This window comes from Pseudomonas helleri (genome assembly GCF_001043025.1).
GTDB classification, from domain to species: domain Bacteria; phylum Pseudomonadota; class Gammaproteobacteria; order Pseudomonadales; family Pseudomonadaceae; genus Aquipseudomonas; species Aquipseudomonas helleri.
In genome coordinates, this window is the sequence record NZ_JYLD01000008.1 from 132,657 (window position 1) to 154,982 (window position 22,326).

Here is a 22,326-nt window from a genome sequence, read left to right on the forward strand (position 1 = left end):
CTGATGGTGAAAGCTTGAACGCTTCGGTGTTTTGGATCGCAGTAGTCGCTGACAAGGTACGTAGGCTGCGATCTTTTAACGTTTAAGATCAGCAGATCGCAGCGTTCGGCAGCTCCTGCACCACTCATGTTTCGTCAGCCATGATTTGATTCATCTTTCAGCACGGCGCTCGAGCGCAAATATCCAGCGTCGAAGTGGGCCCCAATACGCCAAATCAATCACATCAAAAGTAACCCATACCCGGGTCCTCACTGAAAACGCCTGAACGGCGGGGCTGGGTGAAATTGCAAGCGGATTACTGATCGATACGAGCGATTGATGCGCACTTCCGATGTAGGGCGAATTCCTGGTGTCGAGAAGACCGACCTGTAATGTTCCATTAACGTCTGGAAGGCTCAAGGACAAGGTCTCGCCAGTTGCCAATCGACCTATACACGCGCTCTCAAAAAAGACGGCAAGTGGCGCGCTCCGGCCAAAAGCATTGTTTAGAAACCCCTTCTTTCGATGAATGGTGATGTCCATGTGCCGCCCTTCATTGACCGAGTGCACAGAGTATTGGTCAGTCTGACGATAATGGCGAATCACTCTCTAACCACAGGGGTGGATTAGTACAGGTGTGCTAATTGAAGAAGAGTGTTTTGATGTTATCGTTTTTCTTGTATTGGTAATGTTAGAAATATTTCGTGCTTTGATTAAAAGCAAAAATATTTAACGTCTGCTCATTATTCTGGAAGGTTCGGTAAGTGTATGTCAGGGATATTCAGGTTGGGTGGTGTGCTAATAGTGTTGGCGTCGTTATTGGCGGGGTTTAATTCGGCACTGGCCGACAGTAAAGACCCTGTTGGCGACTGGTGGCTTGTTTACAGTGTCGGCGCGGGGAAAAACAACATTGTGTTTGTCGCCGACCTCACTTCCATGACACCCCCCGTTAAAAAGGGCGGTACACAGTTTGTCGAGGTTAGCCAGATCTTCGCTGATCCATCAAAACCGCTGGTGGACGTCTATACAGTTGAAGTTCAATGCGCCAAACACAGGGCTCGTTTTGTTAAAGGCACATCTACTGATCGAGCCAGCAACGTACGTCGGGATCTGGAAGTGTCCAATGAGTGGCTCACGCTGGACGATAATGCACTGTTATACACGTTTGGATTTGTGTGTAATCCGCGGGATCGAGTCTTCAATGGCATGTTGTCGTTGGGGAAGTTTACTCATAAAAAGCTGCTGGGAACTATCGCGGAATTGCAAGCGCCGCCGAAAACGCCGATGCAAGAGTTGGAGCAGATGTTGGGTAACGATAAGCCGCACGGTCCTGGTGAGATGAAATGAAAGTTTATAAATGGCTTAAAACGGTTTTGTTGATAATGCTAGTGCCCGCTTTAATGGTGGCCAGCGGCTGTTCGTTGATTGCTCAGAATCGCTGGGAAGGTCGCGATGCCCAAGAGGCACTGAATTTATTCGGCAGGCCCGATACGATGAAAGCAACGCAAGATTCTGCTGGAGGGAAACTCGTGGTGATGACGTGGTACAAAACCTCTCAGTGGACGACTACCGAAGCGGCCGGTACATCCATGACCCATGGAGCTAATGGCATGACTCATACGGAATATTATGAACAAGTGGGTCATGGCTCGGACTGCAAACTGGAAGCGACGGTCAATCAGGCCAAGAAAATAGTCCTGTTTAAAATTCAGGACGGGAAAATACTGCATGGCAAGTGCCAGAATATTCCTTACGTTCCCGGTTATATTCCACCTGGTTTTTAGGGTGAACGACCAAAACTAACGCCCTGAACAGTGCATGAACGAGGCTAACGAAGCCATCGCTGCGTGAAGTTTCGCTAGGGGCAGTCGGGGCGGTCAGACAGCCACTCCAACACGGGCCGTTGCGCTGGCAAGACACCGGAGGGGCGCCAATCAAGAATTCGGAACATCCCATCTTTTTGCGGAACAAAAAACAAAGGGCCTGCACGCCGAAAGCGTGCAAGCCCTTGATTTGTTTGGTGCCCGAAGCCGGAATCGAACCGGCACGTCCTTTCGAACGGGGGATTTTAAGTCCCATGCGTCTACCAATTTCGCCATTCGGGCGGTAGCGCTGTAAAGCGGGTCATGCAGGAGGTGCTTTGACGTGCAAAGTACTCAGTAGCCTGCGTGACAGGTGGACGAATATATAGACCCTGCGACGTTGAGGCAAGTTGGTTAGTGCTTTTTAAGGAAGTTTTTTTGAAATCCCCTCGATTAAAATCGTCGAAAAATCAGAGAGCTAGGGAACTAGCGGAAAGGTTTGGTCGGATTTATCGCGATTGTGTGTAAGACAGAGCGGCTGCTCGGGCTAGCGATTGCTGCGGGTTTGTTTAAAAGCGCATTGGCAGTCGAGGTTTATGGGCCAGGCACAGCCAGCATCCCCTCACAAAAAATATGGCCTGACGGCGAATACCAGCGGCATCGAGGACTAACCTTGAAGCGGATGGTTCTCCAGGTTCGGTGAAGGGTAGAGCGTGAGCACTAAGGCATCTTGCTTTTAAAAAGTGCTGGTCTACCCTGATTTCCTTGGCGTTCTTCAGTTTTGCCATTTAAAGCGAGTTGCATCTTCACGAAGCGCTAATGCAGTACAGGGTTAATCAAAGGGAGTTGATGCCGCCATGATGTTTGTCGTTTTTGCCGTGCTTGCATTGGCGCTGGTTGTGGGGTGGTTTGGTCGCAGGAAGTGGGCGCTGATACTGCTGTTTGTGTTTTTTGTTTTGGCCATCAAGGTATTTCTCTGGGAAATATATAGCCCGGAATACGGTTACAGAATGCCCTGGATTCAGGTGAATAACGCGGGTAATGAGTTCCCGGCCAGTACACGTACGTGATCAAGTTTTCTCGAAAACCAGCGATGGAGCGCGGGATGCCATGAGTAGTTTTTCTAATAAAGTAGCGGCAGGGTGGGGTGAGTACGCGTCGCCGCTGCTCTATGTCTATTTGCTGGGGATGATGGCGGTGCTTGCGGGGATATTGACCACTGCCATGACCCTGCAATATGTCGACGGTGAGTTGCCTTGCCCGCTGTGCCTGTTGCAGCGCGCGGCCATGCTGGGTGTTTGTTTCGGGATCATGCAGCAATTGCGGCATGGGTACTCCTGGTTCAATACCGGCATTTGCCTGGCGTTTTCGGTGTTGCTGCTGATTATCTCGGTTCGGCAAACCTTGCTGGATATCTACCCGCGCCCAGGGCATGCCTATGTGGGCAGTGCGGTGTTTGGCCTGCATATGCCGGTCTGGTCAGTGATTATTGCGCTCTGTCTGATTACCGCGATCGCTTTGCAACTGATCATCTGGGGCGCCAATAAGCAGGTCGCCGATAAAAGCATTGGGCTTTATCCGGGCCTGAAGACTATTGCGTGGGCGCTCAGTTTTTATGTGATTGCAATCGGGGTGGTCAATTTTGTCTCGGTTGGGGTTCAGTGCAAGTTCAATCAATGTCACACCTTTAGTTATCAATTACTGGATTGAACAGTGTTGAGTGTGTCGAAAAGGAGTAAATCAGTGAAAACAGCTATTACGTTGGCTTTTGTGGGGGCCTCTTTACTGTCAGGTGTTGCCAATGCACAGACGCCACAATACTTGTTTGATGTGACGGGCAAGAGCCCGTACAAACAGGCCTATCAGGACATGCTGGCATTCCCTGAATGGGTCCGCACCGGCCAAGGCACTTCGACGCCGCTGCAAGAAGTGGTCATCGATGGGCAGAAATACACCCTGGGCCAGATGTGTAAGCCCCATGACTGTGCGGATAATCAGCTGATTGTTATTTTCAGCCCCGACAAGAAACACGCCTGGGGCTTGTTGGCCACGCGATCGACTGATGGTCAGTCGTTCAATACACAGCTCCTGGGTGCGCCTGAGGCGGCCATCAAGGAGTATTTGAATAAAACCCTGGCCGAGAATAACCCAGAAGACTAAGCGGTTTGCCATGCAAAGCCGGGCCTGGTTCTGTTTCATTGCGCGCTCAATGAAGCAGGAACAGGCCCGGTTTTTAGTAGGTTGTAGTGTTGTCCAGTAAAAGGGTGAGCAGTTGCTCGCCTGTCATAGGAGGATGGAAGAAATTTCCCTGTGCTGCATCAACGCCTAAATGTTGAAGCTGCGCAAACTGTTTCTCTGTTTCAACTTCGTTGGCGATGACTTTTAAATGGAGTGATTTCGCCATGGTGACAATAGAGCTGATGATTTGATTTTTTTTGATGGAGCTGTTTGTTAAAGCGAAGTTGGTGTTGAGCTTTATTTGTGTGAAGGGCATGTCGGCGAGTATATCGAAAGGTGAGTCACTGGCGCCGAAATTTCCCAGTGATAATCCAACTTGGCAGTTCATGAGTGTTGTGATGTTGTCGATGTATTCGAGACTCATGGGCGTGTCAACTTTGCCTGAAATTTCGAGCGCTATGGTGTGCAGTGGAATGTCGAATATTTTCAATGCTTCCAATACGTTGCTGGCGAAATGCCTGGATTTCAACAAGGAAGCATCAATGATGTACGTATAAAGAATAGTCGGGTCGATATTCAGGGTGTGGCGGTGCAGTTGAATGGCATTGGACAACGCGCAGGAGAACAATGCCCAGTGAACGATGTGTTCAGGAGTGTCGTGCTTGAAATGGTTGGTACTTAGCCTGTCATAAGCCGGGTGGCTCCAGTGCGCGATAACTTCGATGCCGGTAATCGTTTTCGTCAATGCGCAGTATTGAGGCTGGAAGTAGGCGGTTACACGGTCGGCCTGTACGTCCTGAAAAGGGGGCTGAAAGTCCATGTTCTTATGAAGTATCTGTTTCAGTGTTTCTTGCTCGACACCTGATTTGAATACGTTGTTTTTAGCGATGTCTTTTAAAGTAAGCGCTTTTTTCAGCAGGCTGTGTATTTTGACTTTGCTGATGTCGTCTTCGTAGCGCCCCAAATGATGTTTTTTATAGTGTGTCACCAGGTTGCTTGCGCCCCACTTCATTGGTTTTTCAAGTTTTTCTGATTCGATGACTGAAAAAAATGAAAAGTATTCGCACAGATCCCTCAAGTAGCTGAGTTCTTTGAGTGAATTAAATGAATCGCAGATAACGACATCCAGTTCGACAAACGGAGGCGTGAATGAAGTCGGTTCACTATCGTTCTCGGGTGCATGAATATTAATAATGCCGATCGCCTTCAGTAAACCAGTCAGGGCTTTGGTTTTTACAGGGCTTGCACAAAAAATTACAACGTTCAGGGTATTCATGACCAAACTCTCCTTGTCTATTTTTAATGTAAATAGACAAGGCTCGGGCGTCATTCAGACAATTCCTGTTTTTGTGAGCGCGCACCCGGCTCTGTAGTCATGTTGTAAAGCGGGAGCAACCTTGGGTTTTGTGAGTGATCCCGCCATAAGTCATAACCAGTGTTAGCTGTCGTTCAGGGCAGCATGGTTAGGCTAGGATGCACTCAGGTCCTGAACGGGTTGGCATCATGAATACCAGCGTGATTTATGCATTGGCTGCGGCCGCACTGTTCGGCGCCAGCACGCCGCTGGCCAAGGTGTTAGGGGCTGAGGTGCCGCCTGTGCTGTTGGCCGGTTTGTTGTATTTAGGCAGCGGAGTGGGCCTGGTGCTGGTGCGTTGTCTACGCGATCGTGGCTGGAAATCTTCGGGTCTGCCTGCTGGCGAATGGCTGTGGCTGGTCGGGGCGATTCTGTTCGGCGGGGTGTTGGGGCCGGTTGCCCTGATGTTTGGCTTGACCCGCACCAGTGGCGCCACCGCGTCGCTGATGCTCAACCTCGAACCGGTGCTGACTGCACTGTTGGCGTGGGTAGTGTTCAAGGAAAATGCTGACCGCCGAATTGTTCTGGGCATGTTGGCGATTATCGCCGGTGGCCTTGTGTTGTCCTGGCCAGCCGAGCACACCCCGGATGTTTCGCCGTCGTGGCTGGGGCCCATTGCGGTGGCGTTCGCTTGTTTATGCTGGGCGGTAGACAACAACCTCACGCGCAAAGTATCGGCTTCTGATTCGTTGTATATCGCCGGTTCCAAAGGCTTGTTCGCAGGTTTGGTGAATTGCACGGTCGCGTTCACATTGGGCGCGCAATGGGTGCCGGTGCAGGTGTTGACGCCAACCCTGCTGATTGGTTTTTTAGGCTATGGCGTGAGTCTGGTGCTGTTTGTGCTGGCACTGCGTGGCCTGGGTGCGGCACGCACCGGGGCTTATTTTTCGACGGCGCCTTTTTTGGGCGCGGCCATTTCGATTCTGGTGTTGGGCGAGTCGGTTTCGCTGCTGTTTTGGCTGGCTGCGGCTTTTATGCTGTTCGGGGTGTGGCTGCACCTGACCGAATCCCATGCTCACCTGCATCAGCATCAACCGCTGGAGCATACGCACCGGCACACCCATGACGAGCACCATCAGCATGAACATGATGGGGATGAACCTGCGGGCATCGCGCACAGTCATACGCATCAACATGCACCGATTCAGCACAGTCACCCGCATTTTCCGGATATTCATCACCGGCACACGCACTGAACAAAGCGCCTCTTGCAGGAAGCAGTAACATTTTTTATTGGAATGGAGCGCCAGAGCGCACATGTTTGAACACATCGATCTAAACCACTTGCTGGCCACTTATGGCTATCTGGCCATCTTTATTGGTTGCCTGCTTGAAGGTGAGACCATCCTGATTTTGGGAGGGATGGCAGCGCACCAACATGTGCTCAAACTGTTGCCGGTGATCGGTTATGCCAGCGTGGCCGGGATGCTCGGCGATCAGTTGTTGTTCTGGGTCGGGCGCTATTTTGGCGAGCGATTGCTGCCCCGACTGCACAAGCAGAAAGCCGCCATCGATCGGGTATCGCAGCTAATCAACCAGTACCCGACGGTGTCGATTTTTTCCGTGCGTTTTCTCTACGGCATGCGCCTGGTCGGGCCGATGGTAATCGGTGCGAGCAAGGTGTCGCCGTTGAAATTCACCTTTATCAACCTGTTGGGCGCAGTGGTGTGGGCAACGCTGTTCGTCAATGCGGGGTATTGGGCCGGGGAGTTTCTGCAAGGCGTTTTTGGCGACCTTAAGCCATACCGTTTGCCGATTGCGCTGTGTGTCATCGGAGTGATGGTGGGTATTGGCCTGATTCGCCATTACCGGGCCAAGCGTCGCTCTGCGGCTAAAACCAACTGATGACTCAGGTATTTCAAGATATTTAGGCGTGGTTGCAATAACTAAACGTGAAAGGCAAAGTCCAAAAGCCCGGTTGCGCCTATGCTTCCTACAACAGGCTCAGCGCTGAGGGTTTCAGGCCCTTGGCGGTACATTCGCGGACCCGGTCCGATAAGAAAAGGAGATCTGGATGTTTATCCGTTTATTGATCCTCGCCAGTGTGCTGGCCACCAGCACGGTCCAGGCCATTGAGGTTCCCAGCCCACTTGAACAGGATCGCGGCAAGTCCCGCCCGTTAATCATTGTTGCCCGTACACCGGCTGACCCGACACTGGCCGCACTCAAGAAGGAACTGGAGGATCCGGCGATTCAGCAGGGCTTCAAGGACCGCAGTCTGGTGCTGTATGAGGTTGTCGGTATTGCCGGCAAACGGGATGGCAAAGACCTAGAAACGCAGTCCACGATGTCCCTGATACGCAGTCTCAAGCCAGGGATGATTATTAAGGATGCCAAGGTGTTCCTGATCGGCAAGGACGGAGAGAGAAAATTTGAAGGCGAGGGCGATGCCGACCTGCCTAAATTGTTCGCCACCATCGATGCTTTGCCGGCCAGCGAGAAAGAAATCCAGGCGCCGCCAGAGGCTGTCCCTCCAGAAAAACCGGGTAAAGGCACCAAGCCTGCAAAGCCCGTAAAACCTGCCAAACCCGTTAAGGCACTGGAAGATTAAAAGCGTTATTCGCGCGCAAAAAAAAGCCCGCTGGGGGGAGCGGGCTGAACGGGATTCACTAAAGGAGTAGGTTCAAATTAGCCCTGACGATGTGAAAGTGGTGTGAAAACCATGTCGTCAAAACGCTAACCTTCATGACCTCTCTGTTTGCGCCTCAAAATCCTGCTCCCCCACGTCCTGTTCGTTGAGCCATTCAAGGTTCAAGGTCGGCGTATCGCCCAAATACTCCAGCAGCCAGCTCATCGCGGGAGACTGATGTGTCTGGTTCCAGGCGATGCACGAAGGGCTGGAGGGGAAGGGCCGTTGCAACGGCAGGGCGACCAGGCGACCGTGCGCAATCAAGGGCTGCGCCAAGTGTGCAGGCACCATGCCAACGCACAATCCGTCACACAGGCACGCCAGGCCCGTGGCCCAGTCGGGCACCATCATTCGCCGCTGGTTATCCAGTGTCCAGGTATCGCGCTTGGGCAGGCTGCGCGAGGTGTCATCCATACACAATGACGGGTAGGGGCGCAGTTGCTCGTCATTCAACGGGCCCTGAAGTGACGTCAAAGGATGTGCCGGGCTGGCCACACACAGCCAGTGCAGCGAACCCATATCACGGAAGGCAAAGCTGGCCGTGACGGGGATTGCCCGGGTCGCGCCGATGACGATGTCCGTGCGCCCGTCGACCAGGGCATCCCACACGCCGTTGTACACCTCGTAATGCACGAGCAATTCCACGTCGGGAAAGTGTCGGTAGAAATCCAGCAGCATCTGCTGGCAGCGGGGTTGTTTGACGATGGCGTCCACGCCGACCCGCAACTGGCCGCTCCAGCCATTGGCCACCTGCTGGCAAAGACGCCGCGTGCCGAGCATTTTTTTCATCACATCGCGGGCTTCTTTGACGAACACGCGCCCGGCGGGTGTCAGCTCTACATCCCGATGACGACGGACAAACAACGGCACAGCGAGCCATTGCTCCAGCTGGCGCACGGTGTAACTGACGGCGGAGGGCACCCGATGCAGCTCTTGTGCGGCGCCACTGAAGCTCCCGTGGCGGGCGACTGCGTCAATGACATCCAGAGAGTATTCAGACCACATAGCTTGCCTTCGAAATATTTGATGCCATCAGGCAATAATTCTCGCTTCACAAGGCAATCCTCAGCCGGATAATGCGCGTCAGTCAACAAATTGTTTGATGGCAAGTTTTGGGTGCACATGAAGAATTCTTTTGGTTTTACCTGTTATCTCGCCGGGCTGAGCATGCTCGGCTATCTGGCGATGGATATGTACCTGCCAGCATTCGGCACATTGCGCAGCGAATTGGGCCTGTCTGCCGGGGCTGTAGGCGCGAGCCTGAGTATCTTTCTGGCCGGTTTCGCCTTTGGGCAATTGCTCTGGGGGCCGCTGTCTGACCGCCTGGGGCGCAAGCCGGTGCTTTTGGCGGGCCTGTCCATGTTTGCCCTGGGCTGCGTGGGGATGTTGTTTGTCGACAATGCCGCGCTGTTGCTGAGCCTGCGGTTTATTCAGGCCATCGGTATTTGCGCGGCAGCGGTCACCTGGCAAGCGCTGGTGATCGATCGCTATCCGTCTGACAAAGCCAACCGGGTGTTTGCCGGGATCATGCCGCTGATGGGCTTGTCACCTGCATTGGCCCCGCTGTTGGGTGCCGTGGTGCTCAACCATTTAGGCTGGCAGGCGATTTTTGCGGTGTTGCTGGGGTTGGCGTTGCTGCTGATCGTGCCGACGCTGCTACTCCAAGAAAAAGCCCGCAGCGTGGTCCGTACCCCGCAAGCAACTCAGGTCAGCTACTGGAAGTTACTGTGCTCGGCGAGTTTTAGCGGCAACGTGATGATGTTTGCGGCGTGCTCGGCGAGTTTCTTCGCATGGCTGACCGCGTCGCCGTTCATTCTGGGGGACATGGGTTACAGCCCGAGTGATATCGGCTTGAGCTACGCCTTGCCGACGCTGGCATTTATGGCCGGTGGTTATGGCTGCCGCAGTGCCTTGCAGCGCATCAAAGGCCGCACCCTGTTGCCGTGGCTACTGGTGGCGTACTGCGCGAGTATGGTGGGGTTGTATTGGGTGGCGACGCAAACCGAGCCAACGCTGGCGACCTTGCTGATACCGTTTTGCCTGATGGCGCTGGTTAACGGCGCGAGCTATCCGATTGTAGTGGCCAATGCGCTGATGCCCTTTGCCGGGAACTCGGGCAAAGCGGCCGGGCTGCAAAACACCTTACAGCTTGGCTTGTGTTTTCTGAGCAGCTTGCTGGTGTCGACCTACATCAGTCAGCCACTGCAAATCACCGTCGAAGTGATGCTGGCGACGGCACCGCTGGCGGTGTTGGGGTATGTCATCCAGCGGCGCAAGGCCAATACCGAGGCGCTCGCAACGTCCTGACCCCCTCTATCGCCTTGTAGGAGCGAGCTTGCCTCGCGATCTTTTGATTTTCGATAAGATCGCGAAGCAAATGTGAGTCGGTGATATCAGGCGACATCCACCAGCACGATTTCGCTGTCTTCTATCGCTGTCACCCGCAATACGCTTTCGTCGACGATGGCCACGCCATCTCGGGCGTGTGCGCGCAGGCCATTGACTTCAATCACGCCGGTCGCCGGCACCAAGTAAGCACGGCGGCCACTGTCCAGGCGGTATTCGGCGCTTTCCCCGGCCTTGAGGTTGGCGGCTACCACGCGGGCGTCAGCGCGGATGCTCAGGCTTTCGTGGTCGCCCGCTTTGCCGCTGGCCAAGGTTACAAAGCCTTCTTGCTGACCCTTCGGGAACGGTTTGGCGCCCCATGACGGTGCCTGGCCGGCTTGGTCTGGAATGATCCAGATCTGGAAGATCTTGGTCGGCGTCGACTCCAGGTTGTACTCGCTGTGGGCAATCCCGGTGCCAGCGCTCATCACCTGCACGTCCCCGGCCTCGGTGCGGCCTTTGTTGCCCAGGTTGTCTTCATGGCTGATTGCACCTTCACGCACGTAGGTGATGATCTCCATGTCGCGGTGCGGGTGCTGCGGGAAGCCGGTGCCGGGGGCGATGATGTCGTCGTTCCAGACGCGCAGGTTGCCCCAGTTCATCCGTTTTGGGTCGTGATAACTGGCGAACGAAAAATGGTGATGGGCATCCAGCCAACCGTGGTGTACGCCGCCCAGGGTGTTGAAGGGTCTGAGTTCAAGCACGATTCTTCTCCTGTTCAGGTCGCCGGAATGGTTAAACGGTTACCCGATTGATGATGGAACTGATTCTCCTGCATGAACATATCGATAAAAAGCGCAAAAAATGCTTAAAAGCTATCAGTTAATTTGATGTTTCAGGTTGTTTACCTGGTGGGGTTTACCTGCACAACAACCCCTAAGCAGCTGATGCTCAAGCAATTAGCTAGAAATCTGCGCGTAATGCGGCGACCATAGCCTTTGTGCCCAGACAGCCTCACCCCATGGAGTCAGCGTGACGCAACAGCCCCCCGAAGTGCCCGAGCAACTTGTCCCCCAAGCCCAGCTACCCTGGCTAAAACGCCTGGCTGCTCGCCTGTTTGGTAACGGATTAAGCCGTTTGCGTGCCCAACATGCGGCGTCGTGGTTACAAGGCCAGGCTGACGGATTTCGCAGCGGGCACACTTCAGGCTTCGATTACGGCTTCAAGGAAGGGCATACCGAAGGGCTGGAAGAAGGGCGGCAAGTGCTGTTTATCAGCGACACGCGCCCGCAGGTACTGCGTGCGCCGGGGATTGATGACAATCTGTTCGACGATTGGCGCCTGCCCTTGAGCCCTGAGCTGAGAAAGCAGATCAAGGCCGATGTTGCAGCGTTGTTGCCCGCGCACGCACAGCCCAGCGCGGCGCAGTGGAAGATGATCTTCAGTGACACCCCGTCGACCTCCGTGGTTGCTGGCGCCGGGGCGGGCAAGTCGACGTCGCTGGTGCTGCGCATCCTGTTACTGACCCACTACCTGGGCTTTGAACTTGACTCCATGACCGTGGTGACCTTCACCCGCGAGTCGCGCAAAGACTTCATCAGCAAGCTGCAAGAGATTTTCGCCTTGTGGGGCCGCACCCTGAGCCTTAAAGAGGCCCGCGATGTGGTGCGGACCTTCCACTCACGGATCTTGCCGATGGTGCGCAGCTTGCCCGGCTATGGTCAGTTGCAGGCCTTCGAAACCCTGAACTCGCGCAGCCTGCTGAGTGAAGACGACGCCGACAGCAACCCGTTTGATCTACGCATCAACGACGCTCAGCGTCAGCAGCTCAATGCCTGTTACCACGGGCTGTACACCTGCGATGCGCGTTTTCGCGAAACACTGGCGCCGTTGTGTCGGCATGCCTTGCAGCTCAAGGAGCTGGAGCGTGATCACCCGGATGTGCAAAAACGTATGGCGGTCACCGAACTGGCAGCCAAGCGCGATGAAGAGCTGTGCGACACCCTTGAAGACTTATGGTTTGCCGCCGGGGCCTGGCCGATCAAAGGGATCGAGCCGAACCGGGAAACTCTGGAGATCAACGGCTCGCAGTTCCATTGCCACGGGTATATCCCGCAATTGGATGCCTGGGTCGTGCTGGGCTTTGATCCGCGTGAAAACCCGCAAATCTCTCGCCCCGGGGCCAAACTGACGGTTCGCGCAGAATGGGCAGTCAAGCGCACACTGTTTCGAGCTTTTTGCAGTAAGCCGCTGATTTGGTTGGAAAGTTATGCAGATGCCAAGCGAGTCATTGCTTCGCTGGCAGGGGATGCCAGTGCCGGGCCTGGTTTTGATTACAAGCTCAAGGGCGAACTGACTTCAGCACCGTTGCTCGACTGTTTTGTTGCGGCCGCCAGTTTTATCGAGAACCTGGGGCTCGACGTGGCAGCGGCGGTGGGCGAGATGCGCTTTGCCAAGGATGACCCGGACCGTTTCTTCTTTGAGGCCTTGAGCCTTTACTGGCGGGCGCTGGAAGACCACCTGTTGGCGCAAACGCCGCCGGTGATGACCTACAACCGCATGTTCTCGTTGTTTGGTGAGAACACGCCGCAGAACTTCAAGCTGCTGAGCCACGAGCAACTGCGGCCGTTGTCGCATTTGATGATCGATGAGTTCCAGGACGTATCACCGCAGATCGTCTCGTGGCTGCGCGCCAGCTTGCGTGAAATCCGTAGCCGTGGCCCTGCAATGCACGTCGGGCGGGGCGCTCAGCGTTCCTCGCTGCTGTGTGTAGGCGATGACTGGCAGTCGATCTATGGCTGGCGCGGCAGTTCGCCCAAGTACTTTATGGAGTTCAACAAAGAATTCCCGTCGCCTGCCACCACGCGCGTGATGCTCAGCGATAACTTCCGCAGCCATCAACACATCATCGACGCGGCTGAGCACATCGTGCGCGCGGCGCCGTCGATTGCCGGTAAGCGCGCCAAGGCCAGCGGCGAGCCCAAGCAGCCCGTGCCGGTGAATGTCCTCAATCGGGACGATCAGGATTTGGCCGCCCGATTGACCGAGCATTACAACGCGGGCGATCGGATCTTAATGTTGTATCGAAAAAGCAGCGATAAGTTGCTGATTGAAAAGGATATACAGTCTGTAGTTAATGTGGATTCGAGGTTGGCGCCAGAAGATCGCAGGCTTAAACAACTGACCTATCACAGCTCCAAGGGCCTGCAGGCTGACGCTGTTTTCCTGCTGGGCGATTGCCAGCATCTGACCTCGTCACCGTACAAAAATCAGGTCTACCGCATGGCGGGCCTTGGCAAAGACGGCGAGCCGGACCCTTACGATGCGGCGCAGAAGGACGAAATCCTGCGACTGGCTTATGTCGGTATCACCCGGGCCGTGACGCATTGCTATTGGTATCTGGAAAGCCAGGACGCCCAAGGGCCAAACATGCCCAAGGCCTCTGACCGGATCCCCAAGGGCAAGGCGTTTTTTGAGGACCTACGCGGTTCAAAGGTGACTGCTGGTTAACGTGAACGTGTAGGAGCGAGCTTGTCTCGCGATCTTTTGATCTTTAAAAGATCGCGAGGCAAGCTCGCTCCTACAGAGGGCGTTTTTACGCCTGCCACGCCAAAGGGGGGATGAAGCTTTCGAGTTCGTCCTCCACGGCCTGGATGATGCGTGCCACTTCCCCGGTGCTCATGCTGGTGGCGCAGGGGATGCCGGCAATGGCAATCATGGTTTCCCCGGTGGCGCGGTCAAACAACCGGGCAACCATGCTCTTGGGCGCGTCCATGGTCGCCTCGAAGCCAATGGGGTGAAAGTGCCAGCGCATGAGTTGGCAGGCGTTGGGGAAGCTGAACTTATCAATGGAACTGACGGGTTTCATGAAGAGCGATTCCTTTTGCTCTGACGTGATGGTGAGGCGCTAACCTCTCCTTGAGTGTTTGCGAGTCTTTCGTGTTTAACCTAGCACTCATCAGTGATGGCGATAAGCCTTTTTTTGCATTTCGTCGGTTTTATGGCGCCAGTTTTGATGTGTGTCATGCGCTGCGGCAAATTTGGCTCCGTCCAACTGTTATTGAAGCGTGTGGGTAAACTCGGCATTCTGTGTTTTTTGCCATTTGAGCGTTCTATGTCACTCCCCGACGACGGCCCTGAACAGACCCAGGCGACTGGCGAAACGGTCATGCGCTACCACCTGTGCTGGAAGTACCGCGACCTGGACGGCGTGATGGCGCTTTATCATCCTGACGTGCGCTATCACGACTTCTTCCAGAACCGCGTCATGGTCCTCGCTGATTTGCGCGAGTACGTGCAAAAGTCCATGCCCAGAGCGGCGGATGAGGCGCTGGAACACAGCGACCGGATTCGTCTGGACGGTAATACCGCGTTCATTCAATACCGCATGACCTTGCGCGGCAGTCAGGGGCTGGTGTCATTTCGCGCCAGTGAAGCCATTACCGTGCGCGACGGCCTGATCTGGCGCGTCAATGAATACGCATCGCTGGTGCATGAGGCTGCCCATGACACCGCACAACAACCGCCGTTGCGCCCGGCGGTCAGTCGCCTCGGGCTCTCAGCCCGGCAATTGAGCTTTATGGCGCAAGACCTGCAAACCTACTTCGAACGTCAGCAGCCCTATCTCGACCCAGAACTGGACCTGCAACAGGTGGCCAAGGCCTGCGGCTACACGCGCAACCAGATGTCGTATTTGCTGAACAAGGTGCTGGGCCAAAGCTTTTATCGCTATGTGAATCAGGCGCGGTTGCGGCATGTGTTGGCGGCGATGGATGCGGCGGTTGCACCCATCAAGGTGGATGAGGTGGCGTTTTCGGCAGGGTTTAATTCGATATCGGCCTTTTACACCTGTTTTCGTCAACACACCGGTCAGTCGCCCAAGGCCTACGCCAGGCAAATTTCTTTGCGGGCACGCACGCAAGACGCTGGCTGAGCACTGACGCTAGGATCGACCCATTCTTGAACCCAAGGTGGAGTCGGTAATGCCAGCATGGCGCGCGATCAGTTTATGGATGGACCAGCTTGAGGAAACCCTGACGCCTCGGCCCTCGCTTGAGCACGACCTGGAGGTCGACGTGCTGATCATTGGCGCTGGCTACACCGGGTTGTGGACCGCGTACTACCTCAAACGCCATGCCCCCGAGTTGAGCGTCGCCATTGTCGAGGCGCAGACCGCAGGTTTTGGTGCGTCGGGCCGCAATGGCGGCTGGCTGATGGGTAACCTGCTGGGCGAAGACCGCTTGCTTGCCGGGCTCTCGACCGAACAACGACGCGCCTCATTCGACCTGCTGCACGGCATCCCGGACGAAGTCAAAAGCGTGATTGATCGCGAGGGCATCGACTGCGACTACCGCAAAGGCGGCGCCTTGTACTGTGCGGCGCGTTATCCGGAGCAAGAAGCCAGCATGCGCCGATACTTGGGCAAGCTGCATGCCCAAGGCTTGAATGACGCCGACTACCGCTGGCTAAGCCCTAATGAGCTGGCGCAGCAGATCCGTGTCGCCAAACCTTACGGCGGTATCTTCACCCCGCACGTGGCAACCATTCACCCGGCCAAGTTGGTGCGCGGGCTGGCCCGCGCTGTCGAGCGCATGGGCGTGCAAATTTTTGAGCAAAGCCCGGTGACTGATTGGCAGCCCGGCAAAGCCCGCACGGCCAAGGCCCAGGTTCGCAGCCGCTGGGTGGTGCCGGCGGTGGAAGGCTATGCCAACACCCTGGCGCCTCTGGGGCGTTATCAGTTGCCGGTGCAGAGCTTGATTGTCGCCACCGAGCCGTTGTCCGAGGGGCTATGGGACAGCATCGGCCTGTCGCAGGGGCAAGCTTTTAGCGAGAGCAGTCGCCAGGTGACCTACGGCCAGCGCACGGCGGATAACCGCCTGGTGTTCGGCGCGCGCGGGGGCTACCAGTTTGGCGGGCGCCTGCGCGAAAACTTCGACCTGACTGCCAGCGAAATCGAGCTGCGCCGCTACCTGTTCGGTGAACTGTTCCCGCAATTAAAAAACGTCGAGATCAGCCATGCGTGGGGCGGAAATCTGGGCATGTCACGGCGCTTCCAGCCGCACATGCTCTGTGACCGCCAACAGGGTGTTGCGCTGGCCGGGGGCTACGGCGGTGAAGGCGTGGGCGCCAGTCATTTGGGCGGCCGAACCTTGGCCGACCTGATTCTGCAACGGGACACGGCAGAGGTTAAACAGCCTTGGGTGTTAACCGAAGGCGGCTTGAAAGCGCTCAAGGCCTGGGAGCCCGAACCGTGCCGCTGGTTGGGTTACAACGCGATCATTCGCAGCTTTGTGTACGAAGACAAAACCCTGGCGAATCTCAATAGCCCGCCGTGGCGTAGGCAATTTGCCAGCCGTATGGCGGATTTTATGGAAGGTTTCATGCAGTAACCCTTGTTGTCTTGATCAGGAAGTTTTTCATGAGCATCACGCACTTTAAAAACACCGCCCATGCTGTGCTGCAAGAGTCCTTCCCGGTGGCTGTGCCGCTGGGAACGCCAGTGTCGGTCACCTCGGTTACCTGTGTTGAACGCACCGATGGCGTCGAAACCGGAATCTGGGAGTGCACGCCGGGGCGCTGGCGTCGGCAAATCGTCCAGCAGGAGTTTTGTCACTTTATTCAAGGCCGCTGCACCTTCACCCCCGATGGCGGTGAACCTCTGACTATAGAAGCGGGCGATGCACTGATGTTGCCTGCCAACAGCACCGGTATCTGGGACATCCAGGAAACCGTGCGCAAGACGTATGTATTGATCTTTTGATCGCTTAACACTGCCGATACCTGCCTATAAAAAAGCTGCCCAAAACATGCTAGGAATCGAATCATGAAGCGTATGACTACCCTGTTGCCCCTAATGCTGGTTGGTACCTTGTGTCAGGCCGCCGAGACGGTGAAGGTCTACAACTGGTCGGATTACATTGCGCCCGACACGATGAAGAATTTTCAACGCGACACCGGCATCGGATTTACCTATGACCTGTTCGACAGCAACGAGACGCTGGACGGCAAGTTGATGACCGGTAACTCCGGGTATGACGTGGTGTTCCCGTCCAACCACTTCATGGCCCGGCAGATTGAAGGCGGGGCGTTGAAGAAGCTCGACAAGAGCCAATTGCCCAACTGGAAAAACCTCAACCCGGTGCTGCTCAAGGCGCTGGAAGTCAACGACCCGGGCAATGAGCATGGCTTCCCTTACTTGTGGGGCAGCACCGGGATTGGCTACAACGTGGCCAAGGTCAAAGCGGTTTTGGGTGATAACGCGCCGGTCGATTCCTGGGACTTGATCTTCAAGCCCGAGAACATGGCCAAGCTCAGCAAGTGCGGCGTTGCGATTCTCGACAACGGCCCGGAAATCCTCCCGGCTGCCCTCAATTATCTGGGCTTGCCGCCCCACAGCAAAAACCCGGATGACTACAAAAAAGCCGAAGATTTGCTGATGAAAGTCCGGCCTTACATCAGTTACTTCCATTCCTCGAAATACACCAGCGACCTAGCTAACGGCAATATTTGCGTTGCGGTAGGCTTTTCGGGGGACATTTTGCAGGCGGAGACCCGGGCCAAAGAAGCGAAAAACGGCATCGAGATTGGTTACTCGATTCCCAAGGAAGGGGCGGCGATCTGGTTTGACATGGTTGCCATGCCCGCCGATGCGCCAGACGAAAAAGCCGCGTACAGCTTTATGAACTACTTGCTGCGCCCGGATGTGATGGCGGGCATTAGCAACTACGTACATTACGCCAACGGCAACCAGCAGGCGGACGCGTTGGTCAGCCCTGAGATCAAGGCCGACACCAAGGTTTACCCGACGCCAGAAATGATGGGCAAGTTGTTCGCACTCGAAGCCATGCCGCTGAAAATTGACCGGGTCCGCACCCGCGTGTGGACCAAAATCAAGGCGGGCGAGTAACTCTGTAGGAGCGAGCTTGTCTCGCGATCTTTTCAAAAAATCAAAAGATCGCGAGGCGAGCTCGCTCCTACAGTTTTAGCTCAATTCACCCGATTGGCCGGGCGTTCGCCAGCCAGGGCGGCCAGCAGGTTATCGACGGCACAGCGTGCCATCGCTTCGCGGGTTTCGACGGTGGCCGAGCCGATATGCGGTGTGGCCACCACGTTGTCCAGTTGCAGCAACGGCGAGTCCACTTCCAGCGGCTCGCGTACAAACACATCCAGCCCGGCGGCGCGGATCTGGCCCTGTTGCAAGGCCTCAATCAGCGCCGCTTCATCCACCACTTTGCCCCGCGAGATATTGATAAAGATGCTCTCGGGGCGCATCAGGGCGAACTGTTCAGCACCGATCAAACCTTCGGTTTGCGCCGTCAGCGGTAAGGTCAGGCACACAAAGTCGGCTTCTTGCAGCAGATCGTTAAGGCTGCGGTAGCGCGCATTGAATCGCGCCTCAACCGCAGGCTTTGGCGAATTGCTGTGGTAGATCACCGGCATCCCGAAACCAAAGTGACCGCGCTGGGCCAGGGCTTCACCAATGCGGCCCATGCCGATAATGCCCAGGGTTTTGCCATGCACGTCGGTGCCAAAAGATTCGGGCCCGATGTTTTTCTGCCACTGGCCATTGCGCACCTTAATTGCCAGTTCCACCACGCGCCGGGCGCTAGCCAATATCAACGCAAAACCGGTGTCCGCCGTCGTCTCGGTCAAGACATCCGGGGTATTGGTGAGCACGATGTTGCGCCGGGTCAGGTAGTCAATATCGTAGTTATCAACGCCCACCGATACGCTGGCCACGGCTTCAAGCTTGGGGGCCAGGTCGAGCAATTGCGCGTCGAGTTTAAGGCTGGCGCCGAGCAAACCGTGGGCGTGGGGCAGGGCGGCGCGCAGTTGCTCCAGCCCTTGGGCGTCGAGGCGCTTGATCAGCGTGACGTCTGTTTCGGCTTGCAGTCGCTGCATCAGCGGTTCGGACAGTTCTTTGTACAACACGACGTGCTTTTTCAAGGGGTTCACCGACATTCAAATCAAGAGTGGGCCAGGCGCTGCGGGGCGCGGCGTTTAGGGGCAACCGGATCTTTGTGTGTTGGGGTGAGCATCAGGGTCAACAGCACCGAAATCAGCAGAGCGCCGCTCATCAGCAGGTAGGACGCGCCCGGCGAACCGGTTTCGCTGTTCAGGTAACCCACCAGATAAGAGCCGCCAAATGAGCCCAGGGCGCCCATGCTGTTGATCAATGCCATGGCGCCGCCTGCCACGTTAGCCGGGAGGATTTCCGGGATGATGGCGAAGAAGGGGCCATACGGCGCGTACATGCAGGCCCCGGCAATCACCAGCAATGTGTAAGACCACCAGAAGTGCTCGGCGCCCAATGCGTAGGAACCGTAGAAAGCGATAGAGGCAATCAGCAACGGTGGCCAGACAAAACGTTTGCGCTTTTGCAGTTTGTCGGAGCCCCACGACACCGCGAGCATGCCGATCACGGCTGCCAGATAGGGCAGGGCCGAGAGCCAGCCGGCTTCGATCATGTCCATGTGCGCGCCCTGTTTAAGGATCGACGGCAGCCACAGCACAAAGCCGTACACGCCGATGCTCCAGCAAAAGAACTGCAAGGCCAGCAGGATGACTTTTGGCGAGCGGAAGGCCGCTGCGTAGTTTTTCACCGGGGTCATGCCCACTTGCTCGGCATCCAGCGCGCTTTGCAAGTCTTGCTTCTCTTGCTGGCTGAGCCATTTGGCATCGCTTGGGCGGTCATCCGCCAGGCGCCACCAGATAAACGCCCAGAGCACGGCAGGCAAGCCTTCAACAATAAACATCCAGCGCCAGCTGTAATGCTCCACCAGATAGCCCGACACCACCGACATCCAGAGCATGGTCACCGGGTTGCCCAAGATCAGGAAGGTGTTGGCGCGCGAGCGTTCGGCACGGGTAAACCAGTGACACAAATACACCAGCATGGCGGGCATTACCGCGGCTTCAACCACGCCGAGCATGAAGCGGATGGCGATCAGGCTGTAGGCGTTGGACACCACGCCGGTCAAGGTGGCGAGCCCGCCCCAGAGAATCAGGCTGACAAAAATCAGCTTTTTAACGCTGTTGCGTTGCGCGTAGACCGCTCCGGGGACCTGGAAAAAGAAGTACCCCAGAAAGAACAGCGCTCCCAGCAACGACGACAGGCCGGGGGTGATGTTGAGGTCGGCGGCCATGCCCGAAGCGGCGGCAAAGCCATAGTTGGCGCGGTCCAGGTAGGCCAGGCTGTAGGTGATGAAGACGATCGGCATGATGTACCACCACCGGCGGGTGGCGAGTTTCAGTGAGTGCATGGTGATGCTCCTGAGCTTGTTGTTTTTGTCGCAGCAGGTAACGGGTCGAGCAATAAATCAGGCGGCGGTTGAGAACTGGTTGAGTTCAGCGCGGGTCGGCAGGCCCTCCATGTCGCCACGGCTTTGCACGGCGCGACTGCCGATCCAGTTGCCGCGTTGCACCGCTTGGGCAAGGCTGAGGTTTTCCAGCAGGGCGCTGATCACCCCCACGGCAAAGCCATCGCCCGCGCCCACGGTGTCGATCACGTTGGCGACAGGCACGGCGGGCACAAAGTGCTCGGCGGTGGCAGTGCGCAAGAACGCGCCTTTAGCGCCGAGTTTGATGATCACCGCCTCGGCGCCTTGCTCTAGATAAAACGCGGCAATGTCCGCAGGGGCGTCGTAGCCGGTGAGCAGGCGGCCCTCTGCAAGTCCTGGCAGCACCCAGTGCGCGTGGGCAGCGAGGGCGTTGATGTCGCGAATCATCTGCTGTTCGCTGGCCCATAACGACGGGCGCAGGTTCGGGTCGAATGACACGCTTTTGCCTGCGGCGCGCATCGCCCGCATCAGTTCAAAAGACAACTCATTGCAACTGGCGGAAAGCGCAGGCGGGATGCCGGTGGCATGCAAGTGTCGTGCGCTGAGCAACGCGTCGCTGATCACTGAGCGGTTCAGGTGGCTGGCGGCGGAGCCCCGGCGAAAGTACTCCACGTGCGGGTCGCTACCGTCATCGACGCGCGATTTAAGCTGAAAACCGGTGGGGTGCTGCGGGTCGATCGCCACATGCTGGCAGTCCAGCCCTTCGCCTTGCAGGGTGTTGAGCACAAAGCGCCCGAGGGAGTCAGCCCCTACGCGGCTTAACCAGTTCACATTGAACCCCAAGCGGGCCAGGCCAATGGCCACGTTGCTGTCCGCCCCGGCGATACGCTTGTGAAACGTCTCTACCTGGGCCAGGTCGCCGGTTTGCTCGGCCACCCACATGGCCATGGTTTCGCCAAATGACAACACATCGACGTTAGACATAGCTCAGCTCCTGTTGGGTGTGACTGAGTCTGGACAGTACCTGCACGTGTTGGCGGGTCAGCCAGGTCAAGTCGTTGCCTTGCAGCGGGTATTCGACGGCGCGGGGCAGGCCGTGGGGCATGTGGCCCATGAGCTGTTGCCAGGATTGCAGGTCGGTGGCCGTCGGCGGGGTGGCAATCAACTTGCCATCCGGGCGTCTCGCCACGCCTTTGCAATGCACATAGGTCACGTGGCGACCCAGCAGGCGCGCAGCGGTGCTGGCCGACTGGTCTTGCCACTGCCAGTTACCAATGTCGAAGGTCATGCTGACAGGCGCTTGCAGTTGCTCGACGCTGTCGAAAAAGCGCTGCATGGGCTCGATGCGCCCGCCTTGGGAGGTTTGGTCGTTTTCCACCAGCAAGCGTACGGATTGCTGCTCAAGGCAGGCGGCCAGCTGGCGCATGTCGCAATGCTCGGTGAAGTACCCCAGCGAGACTTTCAGCCACTTGGCGCCGAAGGCCTGGGCCCGTTGCAGGGTTGGCAGCAGTTGCGGATTGGGGCGTGACTGACCGGCGTCCCACAGTTCCATCGGCGATGAATACAGGCATTCCAGATCGTGCTGGTGAACAGCCAGGCTAAAGCTGGTCGGGTCTTCGCCGGTGAGCAACTCTTCGCGCAGCTCGATACGTGTGGCGCCGGCTTTGGCCAGCAGTTCGATGAAGCTGGCTTGGCCGCGTTCGCGGACAAGGTCGGCGCCGTAGCTCGACAGGCTGATGGAAACGGGAAATGTGTTCATTGTTAGTGCTCTCTGAAACC

The 22,326-nt window shown here is 56.4% G+C and carries 23 protein-coding genes and 1 tRNA gene; 14 read left to right on the top strand and 10 right to left on the bottom strand.

All coding sequences use genetic code 11. The annotated features are described in order from the left end of the window. Positions 1-150: 150 nt before the first annotated feature. Positions 151-522: a hypothetical protein gene (locus tag TU84_RS26070; protein WP_157403800.1), complete on the bottom strand. Its 372-nt coding sequence runs from the start codon at positions 520-522 to the stop codon at positions 151-153. 261 nt (positions 523-783) lie between these two features. On the opposite strand from TU84_RS26070, the gene TU84_RS14590 reads away from it, so the two are divergent. Next, positions 784-1,326 (top strand): hypothetical protein, encoded by a 543-nt coding sequence (locus tag TU84_RS14590; protein ID WP_157403801.1) that lies wholly within the window; start codon positions 784-786, stop codon positions 1,324-1,326. After that, a complete protein-coding gene (locus tag TU84_RS14595; protein ID WP_048370069.1) occupies positions 1,323-1,763 on the top strand; it encodes a hypothetical protein in 441 nt (146 codons plus the stop codon). The genes TU84_RS14590 and TU84_RS14595 overlap by 4 nt, the downstream gene beginning before the upstream one ends. A 234-nt stretch (positions 1,764-1,997) precedes the next feature. On the opposite strand, the gene TU84_RS14600 is transcribed toward TU84_RS14595, so the two are convergent. Then, positions 1,998-2,084, bottom strand: a tRNA-Leu gene (locus TU84_RS14600). A 554-nt stretch (positions 2,085-2,638) separates the two neighbouring features. Here TU84_RS14600 and TU84_RS14605 point away from each other — a divergent pair. The 3 genes from TU84_RS14605 to TU84_RS14615 are packed head-to-tail and all read left to right on the top strand — an operon-like array spanning position 2,639 to position 3,941. Then, complete coding sequence (locus TU84_RS14605) at positions 2,639-2,851, top strand: hypothetical protein (RefSeq protein ID WP_048370070.1); 213 nt, start codon at positions 2,639-2,641, stop codon at positions 2,849-2,851. Between the two features lie 40 nt (positions 2,852-2,891). Then, a complete protein-coding gene (locus tag TU84_RS14610) occupies positions 2,892-3,491 on the top strand; it encodes a disulfide bond formation protein B (RefSeq protein ID WP_048370071.1) in 600 nt (199 codons plus the stop codon). Positions 3,492-3,524: 33 nt separating this feature from the next. Further along, positions 3,525-3,941 (top strand): Ivy family c-type lysozyme inhibitor, encoded by a 417-nt coding sequence (locus TU84_RS14615; RefSeq protein WP_053225240.1) that lies wholly within the window; start codon positions 3,525-3,527, stop codon positions 3,939-3,941. A 73-nt stretch (positions 3,942-4,014) separates the two neighbouring features. On the opposite strand, the gene TU84_RS14620 is transcribed toward TU84_RS14615, so the two are convergent. Further along, positions 4,015-5,235: an EAL domain-containing protein gene (locus TU84_RS14620; protein ID WP_157403802.1), complete on the bottom strand. Its 1,221-nt coding sequence runs from the start codon at positions 5,233-5,235 to the stop codon at positions 4,015-4,017. 227 nt (positions 5,236-5,462) lie between these two features. Between TU84_RS14620 and TU84_RS14625 the strand changes: the two genes are divergently transcribed. The 3 genes from TU84_RS14625 to TU84_RS14635 all read left to right on the top strand — a co-directional run bounded on the left by TU84_RS14625 (position 5,463) and on the right by TU84_RS14635 (position 7,864). Continuing rightward, a complete protein-coding gene (locus tag TU84_RS14625; RefSeq protein ID WP_048370075.1) occupies positions 5,463-6,509 on the top strand; it encodes a DMT family transporter in 1,047 nt (348 codons plus the stop codon). A gap of 61 nt (positions 6,510-6,570) precedes the next feature. After that, positions 6,571-7,158: a DedA family protein gene (locus TU84_RS14630; protein WP_048370076.1), complete on the top strand. Its 588-nt coding sequence runs from the start codon at positions 6,571-6,573 to the stop codon at positions 7,156-7,158. 169 nt (positions 7,159-7,327) lie between these two features. After that, positions 7,328-7,864 (top strand): DUF4174 domain-containing protein, encoded by a 537-nt coding sequence (locus tag TU84_RS14635; protein WP_048370078.1) that lies wholly within the window; start codon positions 7,328-7,330, stop codon positions 7,862-7,864. Between the two features lie 132 nt (positions 7,865-7,996). On the opposite strand, the gene punR is transcribed toward TU84_RS14635, so the two are convergent. Continuing rightward, entirely contained in the window at positions 7,997-8,947 is a 951-nt protein-coding gene (punR, locus tag TU84_RS14640) for a DNA-binding transcriptional activator PunR (RefSeq protein ID WP_048370080.1), read from the bottom strand. Positions 8,948-9,064: 117 nt separating this feature from the next. Here punR and punC point away from each other — a divergent pair, with 117 nt between their 5' ends. Next, positions 9,065-10,249 (top strand): purine nucleoside transporter PunC, encoded by a 1,185-nt coding sequence (punC, locus tag TU84_RS14645; protein ID WP_048370382.1) that lies wholly within the window; start codon positions 9,065-9,067, stop codon positions 10,247-10,249. Positions 10,250-10,335: 86 nt separating this feature from the next. Here the strand turns inward: punC and TU84_RS14650 are convergent, their stop codons facing one another. Next, entirely contained in the window at positions 10,336-11,031 is a 696-nt protein-coding gene (locus TU84_RS14650) for a pirin family protein (RefSeq protein ID WP_048370082.1), read from the bottom strand. A 268-nt stretch (positions 11,032-11,299) separates the two neighbouring features. Between TU84_RS14650 and TU84_RS14655 the strand changes: the two genes are divergently transcribed. Beyond that, the gene (locus TU84_RS14655; RefSeq protein ID WP_048370084.1) at positions 11,300-13,777 is read left to right on the top strand and encodes a UvrD-helicase domain-containing protein; all 2,478 of its coding nucleotides are present in this window, start codon (positions 11,300-11,302) and stop codon (positions 13,775-13,777) included. 85 nt (positions 13,778-13,862) lie between these two features. Here the strand turns inward: TU84_RS14655 and TU84_RS14660 are convergent, their stop codons facing one another. After that, positions 13,863-14,135, bottom strand: coding sequence for a DUF1652 domain-containing protein (locus tag TU84_RS14660; RefSeq protein WP_048370086.1), 273 nt, complete (start codon positions 14,133-14,135; stop codon positions 13,863-13,865). Between the two features lie 246 nt (positions 14,136-14,381). Between TU84_RS14660 and TU84_RS14665 the strand changes: the two genes are divergently transcribed. The 4 genes from TU84_RS14665 (at position 14,382) to TU84_RS14680 (ending at position 18,173) form a co-directional block, all read left to right on the top strand. Further along, positions 14,382-15,200: a helix-turn-helix domain-containing protein gene (locus tag TU84_RS14665; RefSeq protein WP_048370384.1), complete on the top strand. Its 819-nt coding sequence runs from the start codon at positions 14,382-14,384 to the stop codon at positions 15,198-15,200. 49 nt (positions 15,201-15,249) lie between these two features. Next, complete coding sequence (locus TU84_RS14670; RefSeq protein WP_048370088.1) at positions 15,250-16,656, top strand: NAD(P)/FAD-dependent oxidoreductase; 1,407 nt, start codon at positions 15,250-15,252, stop codon at positions 16,654-16,656. A 29-nt stretch (positions 16,657-16,685) separates the two neighbouring features. Further along, positions 16,686-17,027, top strand: a complete 342-nt coding sequence (locus TU84_RS14675) for a cupin domain-containing protein (RefSeq protein WP_048370089.1) — start codon at positions 16,686-16,688, stop codon at positions 17,025-17,027. Positions 17,028-17,090: 63 nt separating this feature from the next. Next, positions 17,091-18,173: a polyamine ABC transporter substrate-binding protein gene (locus TU84_RS14680; RefSeq protein WP_048370091.1), complete on the top strand. Its 1,083-nt coding sequence runs from the start codon at positions 17,091-17,093 to the stop codon at positions 18,171-18,173. An 80-nt stretch (positions 18,174-18,253) separates the two neighbouring features. Here TU84_RS14680 and TU84_RS14685 read toward each other — a convergent pair whose 3' ends face one another. The 4 genes from TU84_RS14685 to TU84_RS14700 are packed head-to-tail and all read right to left on the bottom strand — an operon-like array spanning position 18,254 to position 22,306. After that, on the bottom strand, positions 18,254-19,228 hold the full coding sequence (locus tag TU84_RS14685) for a 2-hydroxyacid dehydrogenase (RefSeq protein ID WP_162207689.1): 975 nt from the start codon (positions 19,226-19,228) through the stop codon (positions 18,254-18,256). A gap of 5 nt (positions 19,229-19,233) precedes the next feature. After that, positions 19,234-20,529: an MFS transporter gene (locus TU84_RS14690; RefSeq protein WP_048370093.1), complete on the bottom strand. Its 1,296-nt coding sequence runs from the start codon at positions 20,527-20,529 to the stop codon at positions 19,234-19,236. Positions 20,530-20,586: 57 nt separating this feature from the next. Next, positions 20,587-21,531, bottom strand: coding sequence for a sugar kinase (locus TU84_RS14695; protein WP_048370094.1), 945 nt, complete (start codon positions 21,529-21,531; stop codon positions 20,587-20,589). Beyond that, positions 21,524-22,306, bottom strand: a complete 783-nt coding sequence (locus TU84_RS14700; RefSeq protein ID WP_048370095.1) for a sugar phosphate isomerase/epimerase family protein — start codon at positions 22,304-22,306, stop codon at positions 21,524-21,526. Before TU84_RS14700 ends, TU84_RS14695 begins: the two co-directional genes overlap by 8 nt. Between the last annotated feature and the right edge of the window lie 20 nt (positions 22,307-22,326).

Excerpts from the sequence above, each read along its gene's own strand:
- TU84_RS26070 (WP_157403800.1), bottom strand. The coding sequence starts at position 522 with ATGGACATCACCATTCATCGAAAGAAGGGGTTTCTAAACAATGCTTTT.
- TU84_RS14595 (WP_048370069.1), top strand. The coding sequence starts at position 1,323 with ATGAAAGTTTATAAATGGCTTAAAACGGTTTTGTTGATAATGCTAGTG.
- TU84_RS14605 (WP_048370070.1), top strand. The coding sequence starts at position 2,639 with ATGATGTTTGTCGTTTTTGCCGTGCTTGCATTGGCGCTGGTTGTGGGG.
- TU84_RS14610 (WP_048370071.1), top strand. The coding sequence starts at position 2,892 with ATGAGTAGTTTTTCTAATAAAGTAGCGGCAGGGTGGGGTGAGTACGCG.
- TU84_RS14620 (WP_157403802.1), bottom strand. The coding sequence starts at position 5,235 with ATGAATACCCTGAACGTTGTAATTTTTTGTGCAAGCCCTGTAAAAACC.
- TU84_RS14625 (WP_048370075.1), top strand. The coding sequence starts at position 5,463 with ATGAATACCAGCGTGATTTATGCATTGGCTGCGGCCGCACTGTTCGGC.
- TU84_RS14630 (WP_048370076.1), top strand. The coding sequence starts at position 6,571 with ATGTTTGAACACATCGATCTAAACCACTTGCTGGCCACTTATGGCTAT.
- TU84_RS14635 (WP_048370078.1), top strand. The coding sequence starts at position 7,328 with ATGTTTATCCGTTTATTGATCCTCGCCAGTGTGCTGGCCACCAGCACG.
- punR (WP_048370080.1), bottom strand. The coding sequence starts at position 8,947 with ATGTGGTCTGAATACTCTCTGGATGTCATTGACGCAGTCGCCCGCCAC.
- punC (WP_048370382.1), top strand. The coding sequence starts at position 9,065 with ATGAAGAATTCTTTTGGTTTTACCTGTTATCTCGCCGGGCTGAGCATG.
- TU84_RS14660 (WP_048370086.1), bottom strand. The coding sequence starts at position 14,135 with ATGAAACCCGTCAGTTCCATTGATAAGTTCAGCTTCCCCAACGCCTGC.
- TU84_RS14665 (WP_048370384.1), top strand. The coding sequence starts at position 14,382 with ATGTCACTCCCCGACGACGGCCCTGAACAGACCCAGGCGACTGGCGAA.
- TU84_RS14670 (WP_048370088.1), top strand. The coding sequence starts at position 15,250 with ATGCCAGCATGGCGCGCGATCAGTTTATGGATGGACCAGCTTGAGGAA.
- TU84_RS14675 (WP_048370089.1), top strand. The coding sequence starts at position 16,686 with ATGAGCATCACGCACTTTAAAAACACCGCCCATGCTGTGCTGCAAGAG.
- TU84_RS14680 (WP_048370091.1), top strand. The coding sequence starts at position 17,091 with ATGAAGCGTATGACTACCCTGTTGCCCCTAATGCTGGTTGGTACCTTG.
- TU84_RS14685 (WP_162207689.1), bottom strand. The coding sequence starts at position 19,228 with ATGTCGGTGAACCCCTTGAAAAAGCACGTCGTGTTGTACAAAGAACTG.
- TU84_RS14690 (WP_048370093.1), bottom strand. The coding sequence starts at position 20,529 with ATGCACTCACTGAAACTCGCCACCCGCCGGTGGTGGTACATCATGCCG.
- TU84_RS14695 (WP_048370094.1), bottom strand. The coding sequence starts at position 21,531 with ATGTCTAACGTCGATGTGTTGTCATTTGGCGAAACCATGGCCATGTGG.
- TU84_RS14700 (WP_048370095.1), bottom strand. The coding sequence starts at position 22,306 with ATGAACACATTTCCCGTTTCCATCAGCCTGTCGAGCTACGGCGCCGAC.